11 protein-coding genes are annotated in these 13,204 nt (G+C 67.9%); 6 read left to right on the top strand and 5 right to left on the bottom strand.

Features of this window, described 5'->3' with window-relative positions:
- Positions 1-120: 120 nt before the first annotated feature.
- Complete coding sequence (gene norM / locus DPV79_RS04865; protein WP_021159726.1) at positions 121-1,509, top strand: multidrug efflux MATE transporter NorM; 1,389 nt, start codon at positions 121-123, stop codon at positions 1,507-1,509.
- 155 nt (positions 1,510-1,664) lie between these two features.
- Positions 1,665-3,059 (top strand): class II fumarate hydratase, encoded by a 1,395-nt coding sequence (fumC, locus tag DPV79_RS04860; RefSeq protein ID WP_048022942.1) that lies wholly within the window; start codon positions 1,665-1,667, stop codon positions 3,057-3,059.
- A 71-nt stretch (positions 3,060-3,130) separates the two neighbouring features.
- Here the strand turns inward: fumC and DPV79_RS04855 are convergent, their stop codons facing one another.
- Both DPV79_RS04855 and DPV79_RS42510 read right to left on the bottom strand, forming a co-directional pair.
- Positions 3,131-3,643, bottom strand: coding sequence for an acyl-CoA thioesterase (locus DPV79_RS04855; protein WP_012328135.1), 513 nt, complete (start codon positions 3,641-3,643; stop codon positions 3,131-3,133).
- A gap of 130 nt (positions 3,644-3,773) precedes the next feature.
- Positions 3,774-3,914 carry a hypothetical protein gene (locus DPV79_RS42510; RefSeq protein ID WP_006753078.1) on the bottom strand — a complete coding sequence of 47 codons (141 nt, stop codon included), beginning with the start codon at positions 3,912-3,914 and terminating at the stop codon, positions 3,774-3,776.
- Between the two features lie 195 nt (positions 3,915-4,109).
- Between DPV79_RS42510 and DPV79_RS04850 the strand changes: the two genes are divergently transcribed.
- Positions 4,110-4,817: an ArsR/SmtB family transcription factor gene (locus tag DPV79_RS04850; protein ID WP_027788033.1), complete on the top strand. Its 708-nt coding sequence runs from the start codon at positions 4,110-4,112 to the stop codon at positions 4,815-4,817.
- A 162-nt stretch (positions 4,818-4,979) separates the two neighbouring features.
- Entirely contained in the window at positions 4,980-7,523 is a 2,544-nt protein-coding gene (locus DPV79_RS04845) for a DUF6600 domain-containing protein (protein ID WP_113045046.1), read from the top strand.
- 102 nt (positions 7,524-7,625) lie between these two features.
- On the opposite strand, the gene DPV79_RS04840 is transcribed toward DPV79_RS04845, so the two are convergent.
- Together DPV79_RS04840 and DPV79_RS04835 are read right to left on the bottom strand one after the other, a co-directional pair.
- Positions 7,626-8,597 carry a thymidylate synthase gene (locus DPV79_RS04840; RefSeq protein ID WP_059863503.1) on the bottom strand — a complete coding sequence of 324 codons (972 nt, stop codon included), beginning with the start codon at positions 8,595-8,597 and terminating at the stop codon, positions 7,626-7,628.
- Between the two features lie 41 nt (positions 8,598-8,638).
- Positions 8,639-10,036, bottom strand: coding sequence for a sigma-54 dependent transcriptional regulator (locus DPV79_RS04835; RefSeq protein WP_021159730.1), 1,398 nt, complete (start codon positions 10,034-10,036; stop codon positions 8,639-8,641).
- A 501-nt stretch (positions 10,037-10,537) separates the two neighbouring features.
- On the opposite strand from DPV79_RS04835, the gene DPV79_RS04830 reads away from it, so the two are divergent.
- Together DPV79_RS04830 and DPV79_RS04825 are read left to right on the top strand one after the other, a co-directional pair.
- Entirely contained in the window at positions 10,538-10,864 is a 327-nt protein-coding gene (locus DPV79_RS04830) for a hypothetical protein (RefSeq protein WP_021159732.1), read from the top strand.
- A 269-nt stretch (positions 10,865-11,133) separates the two neighbouring features.
- Complete coding sequence (locus DPV79_RS04825; RefSeq protein WP_059498136.1) at positions 11,134-11,634, top strand: dihydrofolate reductase; 501 nt, start codon at positions 11,134-11,136, stop codon at positions 11,632-11,634.
- Positions 11,635-11,720: 86 nt separating this feature from the next.
- On the opposite strand, the gene pmbA is transcribed toward DPV79_RS04825, so the two are convergent.
- The gene (pmbA, locus tag DPV79_RS04820) at positions 11,721-13,091 is read right to left on the bottom strand and encodes a metalloprotease PmbA (protein WP_027788039.1); all 1,371 of its coding nucleotides are present in this window, start codon (positions 13,089-13,091) and stop codon (positions 11,721-11,723) included.
- Between the last annotated feature and the right edge of the window lie 113 nt (positions 13,092-13,204).

The raw sequence follows: 13,204 nt of genomic DNA, 5'->3' as shown, positions 1-13,204 counted from the left end.
CTGCCTGCGACATGGCCATCGGCGCGCGCGTTCGACACGGTTCGAATAAAGCCGTAAGCTAGCCGTCTCTCAAAATAAATACATATAGCGCGGGCCCGCACCCGCGCGAGCGCCCACTCCATGTCGCATTCCGGTCTTACGCGGACGGCCGCCGCGCCGCCGTCCCTGTCCAGTCATGCCGCCGATACCGCCCGCCTCGCCGCGCCGCTCGCGATCGCGCAGCTCTCGCAGATGGCGATGAGCGTCACCGACACGGTGCTGCTCGGCTCGCTCGGCCCCGATTCGCTCGCCGCCGGCGGGCTCGGCGCGAACTTCTTCTTCGTCATCGTGACCGTGCTGCAAGGCGTGCTGTCGTCGGTCAGCGTCAGCGTCGCGCACGCGCGCGGCGCCAAGGCCGACGAGCGCGTACCGCACATCTACTGGACCGGCTTCGCACTGTCCGTGCTGCTCGCGATTCCGGCCATCATCGCGCTGTCGCTGTCCGAACCGATCCTGCTGATGTTCCACGAGCCGCCATTGCTCGCGCATCACGTCGGCGAATACACGGGCATCCTGCGCTTCGCCGCGCTCGGCAGCCTGATCGGTGTCGGGCTGATGCGCGCATTCCTTCCGGCGATCGGCGCGGCGCGGCGGCTGCTGTGGGTGTCGATCGGCGGCGTCGGCGTCAACGCCGTGCTGAACTACGGCCTGATCCACGGCGCGTTCGGGCTGCCGCGCCTCGGCTTCCTCGGTTCGGCGGTCGCGACGACGATCACGATCTGGCTCACCGCGCTCGCCCTGATCTGGCTGCTGCACGGCCGGCAGCGTTTCCGTCATTTCGTCACCGCCGCGCGCCCGAAGCTGCCCATGATGGGCGAGCTGATCGGCATCGGCTGGCCGGTGGCGATCACGTACGGGGTCGAGTCGACGCTGTTCCTCGCAACCGGCCTGACCATCGGCGTGCTCGGCGCGACGTCGCTGGCCGCGCACCAGATCGCGCTGAACGTCGCGTCGGTGGCGTTCATGGTGCCGCTCGCGATCGGCCAGGCCGCCAACGTGCGCGTCGGCTACTGGGTCGGCGCGGGGGCGCCCGTCGCCGCGCGGCACGCGGGTTTCGTCGCACTCGGCCTCGGTGTCGCGTTCATGACGCTGTCGGGCATCGTGCTGATCGTCGCGCCGCACGCGATCGTCGGCCTGTACCTGAACCTCGACGATCCGTCGAACGCGGCCACGGTGTCGCTCGCCGCGTCGCTGCTCGGCATCGCCGCGGTGTTCCAGATCGTCGACGGCGCGCAGACCGTCGCGTCGGGCGCGCTGCGCGGCCTGAAGGACACGCGCATCCCGATGCTCGCGGCGACCCTCGGCTACTGGGGCATCGGTTTTCCGACCGGCTACTGGTTCGCGTTCCACGTGGGCCTCGGTGCCCGCGGCCTCTGGTGGGGTCTCGCGGCCGGCCTTGCCAGCGTGGCCGTGCTGATGGGGTGGCGCTTTCATCTGAAGAGCGCGTCGCTCACGACGTCGCCGCACTGAGCGCGACACGACGCGAAATCCCGGCCGGCGCTATGCTAGTCGGCTGAAGACCTCGAGACGCCGCGCCAGCGGCGCGACTGCCTCACGATACGTCTGGTTATGCCTGATGCCGCGCGACGACGCGCGGCCTTTCCCCTTTCCTGGAGGAGTGGATCATGAACGAAGCAGTTCGGATGGAACGCGATACGTTCGGCGAGATCGCCGTACCGGCCGACCGGCTCTGGGGCGCGCAGACCGAGCGCTCGCTGCAGAATTTCCGGATCTCGACCGAGAAGCAGTCGCCCGAGCTGATCCACGCGCTCGCGATCGTCAAGCGCGCCGCGGCGGCCGTGAACCAGTCGCTCGGCGTGCTGGCCGACGACAAGGCGCGCGCCATCATCGACGCGGCCGACGAGATCATCGCCGGCAAGCATCCGCGCGAATTCCCGCTCGCCGTGTGGCAGACGGGCTCCGGCACGCAGACCAACATGAACCTCAACGAGGTGATCGCAAATCGCGCGAGCGAACTGATGGGCGGCGAGCGCGGCGAAGCGCGCAAGGTTCATCCGAACGACGACGTGAACCGCGGCCAGTCGTCGAACGACGTGTTCCCGACCGCCATGCACGTCGCCGCCGCGTACGCGATCGTCAACCACCTGCTGCCGGCGCTGCGCACGCTGCGCACGACGCTCGACGCGAAGTCGAAGGCCTTCGCCGACATCGTGAAGATCGGCCGCACGCACCTGCAGGACGCCACGCCACTCACGCTCGGCCAGGAGTTTTCCGGCTATGTCGCGCAGCTGGACCAGGGCATCCGTCACGTCGAATCGGCATTGCCGCACCTGTATGAGCTCGCGCTCGGCGGCACCGCGGTCGGCACGGGGCTGAACGCGCATCCGGAGTTCGCGGTGCGTGTCGCCGATGAGATCGGCCGGCTCGCGAAGCTGCCGTTCGTGACGGCGCCGAGCAAGTTCGAGGTGATGGCGGCCGCGGATGCGCTGGTGTTCGCGCACGGCGCGCTGAAGACGGTTGCTGCCAGCCTGATGAAGATCGCGAACGACGTCCGCTGGCTCGCAAGCGGGCCGCGCTGCGGGCTTGGCGAACTGTCGATTCCGGAAAACGAGCCGGGCAGCTCGATCATGCCGGGCAAGGTGAACCCGACGCAGTCCGAAGCCGTGACGATGCTGTGCTGCCAGGTGTTCGGCAACGACGTCGCGGTCAACGTCGGCGGCGCGAGCGGCAATTTCGAGCTGAACGTGTTCCGGCCGATGATCGCGCACAACGTGTTGCAGTCGGTGCGGCTGCTCGCCGACGGCGCGCAGAGCTTCAACGACCACTGCGCGGTGGGCATCGAGCCGAACCGCTCGCGGATCGACCTGCTGCTGAACGAATCGCTGATGCTCGTGACGGCGCTCAACCCGCACATCGGCTACGACAAATCGGCGCAGATCGCAAAGAAGGCGCACAAGGAAGGCACGACGCTGAAGGCCGCCGCGCTCGCGCTCGGCTACCTGACCGAGGCGGAATTCGATGCGTGGGTGCGCCCCGAGCAGATGATCGGGTCGCGCTGACGGTACGACGACCGGCGGTACGACGATCTACGGAATCGCGGGCGCGGCGCGATGCGCGGCGCCCGCCGCGGTCAAACCGCGCCTTTCGCGACTTCTTCCGGCTTCATCTCGACGATCTTGTCGAGCGCGGCCCGCACGTCGGCCGCATATTTCGCAAGCACCTTCTGCTCGTCGGTCTCGGGCACGAACGGCGGCACCGGCACCGGGTTGCCGTTCTCGTCGACCGCGACGAACACGACGAGGCAATCGGTCGTCTGGCGCAGCACGCCGCCCTTCGGATCCCCGGCATGGACGGACACATGGATGTGCATGCTGGTGCGGCCCGTCGCAACGACGCGCGCCTTCAGCTCGACGAGATTGCCGACCAGGATCGGACGCTGGAAGCGGATGTTGCCGACGCTGACCGTCACGCAATAGCGGCTCGACCAGACGGCCGCGCACGCATACGCGACTTCGTCGATCCACTTCATCAGCGCGCCGCCATGCACCTTGCCGCCAAAGTTCACGGACGACGGTTCGGCGAGGAAGCGGAATACGGTTTCGGTGCGGTCGAGGGCGGCCGGTACGGGGGACGGTTGGGACATCGTGTTGGCTCCAGGCGGCAGGGGCGCTGTAATCGGCCGATTATACGTTGCACTGCGGCAACGCGTCGCGGGGCGCCCCGTGTGGCGCGGCTGTGGGGGCCGTGCCCGGCGTGCATGTGGCCGGCGCCGGTCAGCGGCGCACCGTGATGCCCTGATCGATCGTCCCGTACATCTCGAGGCTGCCGCCGCGCTCGCCGGCCGCGCCCGCACCGCCCTGCGCACAGGCCGCGCAGACGAGCGCCGCCGCCAGCAAACAGAAAATCGTCTTCATCGTTGCGTCGTGTCACGTGCGGCAGCCCGCTGCCGCCGCTTTCGGCCATTCTACGCGCGCGCTGCACGCGGCCGCGGCCCGGTTCGCCACATCGACGACGCCGGCAAGTCTGCATCCGACATTTCAGCCAGAACCGAAACATCGAATGCGCGCGCCCACTACACTGGAGAGCATCCCGCCTGACGAGACACGACGATGACCGACCAAGACGACCACCACTTTCCGGGCCTGAGCCGCATCGGTTCGCTGATCGCCGACCCGGGACGCGCCGCGATGCTGTGGGTGCTGATGGACGGCAGCGCACGACCGGCGGGCGAGCTGACGATGATCGCGGGGCTGTCGCCCTCCGCCGCAAGCGCCCACCTCTCGCGCTTGACCGAAGGCGGCCTGCTCGCGCTCGACGTGCGCGGCCGGCACCGCTACTACCGGATCGCATCGGCCGACATCGCGGCATCGCTCGAGGCACTCGCGAACGTCGCCCGCGCGGCCGCGCCGCATCGCGCGGCTCCGCCGCCGTCCCGCACGGTCCCGGCCGAATTGCGCTATGCGCGCACCTGCTACGACCACATGGCCGGCGAACTCGCGGTGCGCATCTTCGACGGGCTCACCGCACGCGGCTGGCTGCAGGCGGACGGCGATGCGATCGAGACCACCGAACTCGGCACCCAGGCGCTTGCGCAATGGGGCATCGACGTCGCACAGCAGCGCACGCGCCGGCGCCGCTTCGCGTGCGGATGCCTCGACTGGAGCGAGCGGCGTTCACACCTCGGCGGCGCGCTCGGTGCGGCACTGCTCGAGAGCTTCTGCGCGCACGGCTGGATCGAGCGTGCGGCACGGCCGCGCGTGCTGCGCGTCACCGTGCCCGGACAGCAGGTTTTCGACGAGTGGCTTACGTCCGCTTGACGCCCGCATTGCGTCTGCACGACAACGGCGCGCGATCGACAGGTTTTGTTACATCGCGTGCCATTCGACTTACAAAACACCGAGCATTGAAACAGGCCGAGCGGATATTGTGAACTCAACGGCACGAATCGACGCGCCGCGACAATGACGAAGACGCTCACCATGGCCACCCTGTTCACGCTCAAGCGAACCGCCCGCTGCACACTGCTCGCGTTCGTCGCGCTTGCGGCCCTGCCCCCCGCATTCGCGCAATCGGCCGACGCCCCTCCGTATGCGGCCGCGGCACGGCAACCGGGCGGCGATCCGCCCAGCCGTGTCGCACGGCTCAATTACCTGTCGGGCGCCGTGACGACCGAGCCGGCCGGCACCGATACGTGGTCGTATGCCGCCGTGAACCGGCCGCTGACGACCGGCGACCAGCTCTGGAACGATGCCGGGGCGCGCTCGGAACTGCACATCGGCTCGACCGCGGTGCGGCTCGGCGAGTCGACGAGCCTGTCGGTGCTGAACCTCGACGACACGACGACCCAGCTGAAAGTGGGGCTCGGCACCGTATCGACTCACGTGCGCGATCTGCCGGCCGGCGGATCGTACGAAATCGACACGCCGAACCTCGCGCTCGGCATCACGGGCCCCGGCGACTATCGCGTCGACGTCGCGCCGAACGGCGCGAGCACGACGGTCACGGTGCGCAGCGGCAGCGCGACCGTCTACGGCAGCAACGGCCAGTATCCGCTGTCACCGGGGCAGCAGGTCGTGTTCACGGGCACCGACCTGCAGGTCGCGCAGCAAGCCGCCGCCCCCGGCCCCGATGCGCTCGACCAGTGGGCCGCCAGCCGCGACGCGGCCGAGGAACGCTCGGTGTCGGCCCGCTATGTGTCCCGTGACATTCCCGGCTACCAGGATCTCGACGCAAACGGCACGTGGCGCGACACCCCGAATTACGGCCAGGTATGGGTGCCGAACGATACGCCGGCGGACTGGGCGCCGTATCACGACGGCCACTGGATCTGGCAGGCCCCGTGGGGCTGGACGTGGGTCGACGACGCGCCATGGGGTTTCGCGCCGTATCACTACGGCCGCTGGGCGTACGTGGACGATAGCTGGGCCTGGGTACCGGGCCCGCTGGCCGTCAGCCAGCCGCCGGCCTATGCACCGGCACTCGTCGCGTTCGTCGGCGGTGGCGGCGGCCCAAACTGGAGCGTCGCGCTCACGGTGGGCGGCGTCGCTGCGGCCGGCTGCGCGTGGTTCGCACTCGGCCCGGGCGAACCGTGGCATCCGGGCTGGGGCGGCTGGAGCCCGCACTACTACGACCGGGTGAACCGCAACATCGTGGTGAACAACGTCAACGTGAACAAGACCGTGAACGTGACGAACATCACCAATATCACCAACATCAACAAGACCTACGTCAACTTCCGTGCGCCGCACGCGATCACGGCCGTACCGGCTGCCGCGTTCGTGCACGGCCAGCCTGTCGCGCACTTCTCGCAGCACGTCGACCCGCAGCAATGGCGCAATGCGCATGTCACGCCGGGTACGCCGGGCATTGCGCCGGTGCGCCAGAGCTTCACCGGCGGGCTGCGCAATGCGAGCTACCGCCCGCCGGCGGCAATTGCCCAGCATCCGTACGTCGCCACGCGCAATCCCGCCGTGCCGGCCGCGTATCGCGACCAGGCCGCCGCCCACCTCGCGCAGCAAGGCGGGCGCGTGCCGGGTGCCGGCGCGCCCGTCGTGAAGACGAACGTGCCGGCCGACTATACGGCGCGTCCGGTCCGCGTACCGGGCAAACCGGGTGGCGGCGCATGGGCGATGCACAACGTGCAGCTCGTGAATCCGCACGGCCCCGTCGTGCAGCCGGCTCGCGCGCCTCGCGAAGGCCAGCCGGCCGCCTTGCAGGCCGGGCGGCCGGGAACACCGATGCCCGGCGTGCCGAATGCCACGCGGCCCATGAACGGCGAAAACCCTGGCGCACCGCACTTCGCCAACGGCGGCATGCCGCAGGCACCCGGCAACCCGGCGCCACATCAGGCGTTCGGGCCCGGTAACGGTGTCCCCCATCCGCCGGTAGCGAACAACAGTCCGGCCGGCATCGGCAATGCGCACGCGGCCGAGACGCCGTCGCCCGCCTGGATGCAGCCGCACACACCGATGGAGCGCCAGCGCCCCGCTCCGCCCACAGCACTGCATGCGGCGGGACAGAATGCGCTGCCGCCGGTGCGCAGCGCGGCGATCCCGCATCCGGAGGGCGCGCCGGCGCTGCAGGGCGCGCAGCCCGGCGGCCGGAACGAAACACCGCGCGCATTGCCGCAACCACGGCTCGACAATACGGCGCAGATTCCGCAGCCGCGCCCGCGCCCCGAATTCCCGACACCGGCGCAGCATGGGCAACCGCAACCGGAGCGGGCGGCGCCCGCGCCGCAACCGCACCCCGAATTCGCGCAACCGGCGCCGCACCACGAAGTCGCCCCGCCACGTGTGAACGAGTACCGGCCGCCGGCCCCCGCCGTGCATGACATGCCGCGCCCGCAACCGCAGGCGCCGCGCATGGAGCCGAGACCGCAACCGGCGCCACGCATGGAGCCGCGCCCGTCGATGCCCGCACCGCACATGGAACCGCGGCCGCAACCGGCGCCGCACGTCGAGGCGCCACACCCGGGCAACCCGCCGCCGCAAGGCGGCCACGAAGAGCGGCACCGCCAATAAGCGCCGCAAACGTGAAACAAAATGGCCCGACCGGTATCAGCCGGTCGGGCCATTTTCCTGCGGGAAGCGGATCGATGCCTCCGCGCGGCCCGGGCCGCGCGATCAGACGGCCATCGGTGCGGTCAGCGGCTCGTGGTGACGATAACCGACGAGCGAGAAATCCGACGGCTCGATCCGTTCCAGCCACTCGGGCTCATAGACGCCTGTCTTCGCGTAATCCGGCACACGCTCGGAAATCTCGAGCCGCGGGCTGTCGTAAGGCTCGCGCGTGAGCTGGCGCTGCAGCATGTCGAGCTGGTTCTCGTAGATGTGCGCGTCACCGATGAAGTACGTGAACCAGCGCGGCGTGTAGCCGGTCAGCCGGCCGACGAGCGCCAGCAGCGCGGCCCCTTCCGTCAGGTTGAACGGCGTGCCGAGGCCGACGTCGTTGCTGCGGATGTACAGGCACAGCGAGATTTCGCGCTTCGTAGCATTCGGCAGGAACTGGTACAGCAGATGGCACGCGGGCAACGCGATCTGGTCGAGCACGGCCGGGTTCCACGCGTGAAACAGGATGCGACGATCGGACGGGTTCTCCATGATCGTGTCCAGGCACTGGCGCAACTGGTCGATCGCCTTGTACAGCAGCACCTTCGGTGCGCCGTCTTCGTCGAAACGCGTCACGATCCGGAAGCCGCGGCGCGTCGCATCGGCGATCTGCGCGTCGGCGCCCGCGTCGAGCACCTTGTAGCCCGGCCACTGGCGCCATTGCACGCCGTACACGTCACCGAGATCGTCGACGCCCTGGCGATACGGGTTCGCAAGCCACTGGGCATTCTCGTTCGCGTTCGCGTCCCACACCTTGCAGCCGAGCGCGCGGAAATCGGCCGCGCTGCGGGAAGCGCGCAGGAAACCGACCAGTTCGCCGATCGCCGACTTGAACGCGAGCTTCTTGGTCGTCACGGCCGGGAAGCCTTGCTGCAGGTCGAAGCGCAGCATCGCGCCCGGCATGCTGATGGTGCGGATCCCCGTGCGGTTCTCCTGCCAGGTGCCGGTATCGAGAATGGTGCGAACGAGATCGAGATACTGTTTCATGCGGGTTCCTTCGGCCGCGAGGGCGGCCGTACCCGCCAATTTTAGCAAGCGTGACGCGGAAGCTCCTGCAACGGCGCCGAAAACCCTGCCAGCGTGTCGCCGCGATCGCGCATGCCGTGCGCGCACATCAGCCGGTAGAGCGTGACGCGAGACACGCCGAGTTCGCGCGCGGCATCCGCGAAACGGCCACGATGGCGCAACAGCGCCTGCTCGATCGCCTGCCGTTCGGCCGCCTCGCGCGCCTCCAGCAGCGACACGGGTGCGAGTGTCGCAAATTCGCTCAGCTCGAGATCGGCGGCGGTGATCATCCGCCCCTCCGACATGACGATCGCGCGGCGCACACGATTGATCAGTTCACGCACGTTGCCCGGCCACGAATAGCCGTACAGCGACGCGACCGCATCAGGCGAAAAACCGCGCAGGCGGCGATGTGCGTCGCCCTTGAAACGCTCGAGCATGTGACGCGCAAGTATCTCGATATCCTTGCCGCGCGCGCGCAGCGGCGGCTCCTCGATCTTCAGCACGCACAGGCGATGGAACAGGTCCTCGCGGAACCGCCCTTCGCGCAGCGCTGCGTCCATGTCCACGTGCGTCGCACAGATCACGCGCACGTCGACGGGCACCGATACGTGGGCACCGAGCCGCTCGATCTTGCCTTCCTGCAGGAAGCGCAGCAGGCTTGCCTGGCTTTCGAGCGGCAAGTCGCCGATCTCGTCGAGAAACAGCGTGCCGCCGTTGGCGGCCTCGACGCGGCCGATCTTGCGCTGGTTCGCGCCGGTGAACGCGCCGCGCTCATAGCCGAACAGCTCGGCCTGCAGCAGCGTCGACGGGATCGCGCCGCAATTGATCGCGATGAACGGCGCGTGCGCGCGCGACGAGCGCTCATGAATCGCGACCGCCGTCAGCTCCTTGCCCGTACCCGATTCGCCGGAGATGAACACAGGTGCGTCGGTCGCCGCGACGCGGCGAATCGTCCTGAAGAGCCCGAGCATCGCATCGCAGGTCCCGACCATCTCGCCCTCGCTGCGTCCCGTGCCGACGGGCGGCGCAGCGGTTTCGGTCAGCGCGACCATGCCGTGCGCATGACCGACGGTCTCGACGATCCGCGCCGTCTCGTACGGCATCGTCACGTAGTCGAAACAGTAGTCACGAATGAGATGGCGCAGCGTGGCGTCCTGCAACTGGCCGCGGCGCGTCGCCGCGATCCAGCCGATGTGCTGAATGCTCAGACAGGATTCGAGTTCGCGCAGGTCCGAGGGCTTGAAGCCCGGCGAAAAATCGAGCAGCCCGGCCGTTGCGACACCGTGCTGCACGACGCGCCGTACGTCCCGCACGGTCTCCGCGAGATCGACACGCCAGCCGCATTCGTCGAAATGGCCGCGCAACGCGTCGTTCGGCTCGCGCGAATAGTAGATCACATGCCGTTGATCGACTCCCATATGCTCACCCCGTTCCTCAACCGTCTAACGATTGCCGTGCACGTCAGTACGCGTGCGAAAGGATCGAATCGGGGCAGCCGAAGGCGGCTCGATTCGCCATGCCGATGCTCGGCAACGACAAAGCCTCGCATGATGGCGCTTATCTCGCGTCCAGTTATTTTGATCAAGATAGCTTAGTTATAGGCACTGAATACGACAATCCGATTTCAGTACCGTGGGCGATACGGCCGAATCGCTCAGGAGGTCGATGTATGTCAATCGTCTGCACATAGCACCTGTGCAGCAATGCGTGCAGTCATCGATGCATGCGACGATTTTCGTCCTTGAAGCGTATCGATTGAATCCGCAGTATTCCCGAGCCCCCTCGTTTCAGGCCTGAAACATTTTCAGCCGTTTTCCGCCACAATTCGCAACGCTTGCGCACGAATCGCAGTCTCGACAACGGTCGCGGCGCGATGGCATGTATTTCGCTGAATAGGGAAACCGTCGGAGACAGCGACCATGCGAAAACATCTTTTACTTTCTTTCGTGCCGATGACCATTGCGGTCGCGGCCGCCGGCCCGCCCACGCCCGTACACGCAGACGAAAGCTCGAAGCCGGATCACGCCGTGCTGCTTGCATCAAACACGCCGGGCATGCAGCACGGCGTCGGGTTCGGCATCGTGACCGTGTCGGCACCGCAACCGCTGCCGGCCGGCAGGACATCGGTGACCTTGTGGGACGAGATCCCCCCGCCGCCCCAGTTGCCGATGCCGCTCCCGATACCGCAGCCGGGCGACGTGCAGCACGCGATGGAAGGCACCGCACAAGGCAGTACGCATCAGTGACCGTCGATCGAACCATTTGATCAGGATGACGTATTGATCCGGGCAGGCCGGAGAGCATCGATCAGAGGCTGCATTCGCGATCTCTCGACACGAAACGGTTTTGTGCTCCGTCCCCCGGCGGGCACGCTTTTTATTCATTCCGTCGCCGCGACGCGTGGCTTCGACCGTCGCGGCGCGCAGCGCCGGAACGCGGATGCGCGCACCGGAACCGGTGCGCGCCGCCGTTCCGGTAGAATCGGCGCCATTCCGGTTTTCCTCTCCCCACCTTCATGACGACGTTGACCCTGATCGTCGCGCGTGCCCGCAACGGCATCATCGGCCGCGACAACCAGTTGCCCTGGAAACTTCCCGAGGATCTCGCCTTCTTCAAGCGCACGACGATGGGCGCACCGATCGTGATGGGCCGCAAGACCCACGAGTCGATCGGCCGGCCGCTGCCGGGCCGCCGCAACATCGTCGTCACGCGCGATGCGGCGCGACGCTTCGACGGCTGCGACACGGTCACGTCGCTCGCCGATGCGCTGGCGCTCGCCGCGCGCGACGGGGTGCCCGAGGCGTTCCTGATCGGTGGCGCGCAACTCTACACGGAAGGTCTCGCACTCGCCGACAAGCTGATCGTCACCGAGATCGATGCCGACTTCGACGGTGACGCGTCGTTCCCGGCACCCGACGCCGCGCACTGGCAGGAAGTGTCCCGCGACGCGCACCAGGCGGCCGCGCCGAACACGTTCGGCTATGCGTTCGTCGTCTACGAGCGCAAGCGCGGCTGACGCATCGCGCGCAATAAAAAAGCCCGACCGGCTCACTCACGCCGTCGGGCTTTTTTTGTTTGATGGCGGCCGAGGCCGCGCGCCGCTTACTGCCCGGCGATCGTCATCTGCTCGATCAGCACCGAGCCCGTTTCCTTCGTGCCGCGCACGATCGAATCGGCGCCGATCGCGACGATATGCCGGAACATTTCCTGCAGCGTGCTCGCGACGGTGATTTCCTCGACCGGATACTGGATCACGCCGTTCTCGACCCAGAAGCCCGCCGCGCCGCGCGAATAGTCGCCCGTCACGTAGTTCACGCCCTGCCCCATCAGCTCGGTCAGCAACAGGCCCGTGCCGAGCTTCTTCAGCATCGCGTCGAAATCGTCGCCCGGCTGCGTGTTCGAGCTGCGCAGCGCGAGGTTGTGCGAGCCGCCTGCGTTGCCGGTGGTTTGCGTGCCGAGCTTGCGCGCCGAATAGGTCGACAGGAAGTAGCCTTCGACCACGCCATCCTTGACGACGCTGCGCGCACGCGTACGCACGCCTTCCTCGTCGAACGGCGCGCTGCCCATCGCGCGCGGCACGTGCGGATCCTCGACGACCTGGATGTGCGGCGCGAACACCGGCTTGCCGAGACTGTCGACCAGGAACGACGTCTTGCGGTACAGCGCACCGCCGCTCACCGCCTGTACGAACGCGCCGAGCAGGCCGGCCGCGAGCGGCGCCTCGAACAGCACGGGCACCTTGCGGGTGTCGAGACGGCGTGCGCCCATCCGCGCAAGCGCACGTTCGGCCGCATAACGGCCCACCGCTTCGGGCGCCGCGAGATCGGTCGCGCTGCGCTTCGACGAATACCAGTCGTCGCGCTGCATGTGACGGCCGCTGCCCGCGATCGGCGCGCATGCGATGTAGTGGCGCGAGTACGGGTAGCCGGACAGGAAGCCACGCGACGTCGCGAGCACGAACTGCGAATGCTGGGCCGACACGCTCGCGCCTTCCGAATTGCGGATCTGCGGGCTGACCGCGAATGCGGCATCTTCCGCGCGGCGGGCGAGTTCGACGGCCTCGTCGGCCGTCAGTGCCCACGGGTGGTACAGATCGAGGTCGCGCGGGTCGGTTTCGAGCAGCTCGGCTTCAGCGAGGCCGGCGGCCTCGTCCTCGGCCGTGAAGCGCGCGATGTTGTAGGCGGCGGCGACGGTATCCTTGATCGCGCCCGGCGAGAAATCCGACGTGCTCGCGTTGCCGCGCTTCTTGCCGATGAACACGGTCACGCCGACCATCTTGTCGCGGTTGTGCTCGATCGTTTCGACTTCGCCGCGGCGCACCGACACCGACAGGCCGTCGCCCTCGGAGATTTCGGTCGCGGCATCCGTCGCGCCGAGGGCCTTCGCATGGCGAAGGATGTCCGAGGCGATTTCCTTGAGCTGGTCCTGCGTGTGCGGGAAATAGCGCGCTTGTACGTCGAGATTGGCTGCCATCGTCTTGATATCCGGTGGCGGGCGGGCGCCCGCATGTTCAAAATATTGCGTATCCCGCGATCATAGCAAGGTCCGGGGCCGGACACCGACAAGCTTGGCGTGTCCGCGGCGCG

It is taken from the genome of Burkholderia reimsis, from assembly GCF_003294055.1.
Taxonomy (GTDB): Bacteria; Pseudomonadota; Gammaproteobacteria; order Burkholderiales; family Burkholderiaceae; genus Burkholderia; species Burkholderia cepacia.
Note: the sequence above shows the minus strand (reverse complement) of the source record. Positions and strands in the feature narration are given on the sequence as shown.

Bases quoted from the DNA above. Each gene is read 5' to 3' on its own strand.
- DPV79_RS04850 (WP_027788033.1), top strand. From the start codon at position 4,110: ATGACCGACCAAGACGACCACCACTTTCCGGGCCTGAGCCGCATCGGT.
- pmbA (WP_027788039.1), bottom strand. From the start codon at position 13,091: ATGGCAGCCAATCTCGACGTACAAGCGCGCTATTTCCCGCACACGCAG.
- DPV79_RS04835 (WP_021159730.1), bottom strand. From the start codon at position 10,036: ATGGGAGTCGATCAACGGCATGTGATCTACTATTCGCGCGAGCCGAAC.
- fumC (WP_048022942.1), top strand. From the start codon at position 1,665: ATGAACGAAGCAGTTCGGATGGAACGCGATACGTTCGGCGAGATCGCC.
- DPV79_RS04845 (WP_113045046.1), top strand. From the start codon at position 4,980: ATGGCCACCCTGTTCACGCTCAAGCGAACCGCCCGCTGCACACTGCTC.
- DPV79_RS04840 (WP_059863503.1), bottom strand. From the start codon at position 8,597: ATGAAACAGTATCTCGATCTCGTTCGCACCATTCTCGATACCGGCACC.
- DPV79_RS04830 (WP_021159732.1), top strand. From the start codon at position 10,538: ATGCGAAAACATCTTTTACTTTCTTTCGTGCCGATGACCATTGCGGTC.
- DPV79_RS04855 (WP_012328135.1), bottom strand. From the start codon at position 3,643: ATGTCCCAACCGTCCCCCGTACCGGCCGCCCTCGACCGCACCGAAACC.
- norM (WP_021159726.1), top strand. From the start codon at position 121: ATGTCGCATTCCGGTCTTACGCGGACGGCCGCCGCGCCGCCGTCCCTG.
- DPV79_RS42510 (WP_006753078.1), bottom strand. From the start codon at position 3,914: ATGAAGACGATTTTCTGTTTGCTGGCGGCGGCGCTCGTCTGCGCGGCC.
- DPV79_RS04825 (WP_059498136.1), top strand. From the start codon at position 11,134: ATGACGACGTTGACCCTGATCGTCGCGCGTGCCCGCAACGGCATCATC.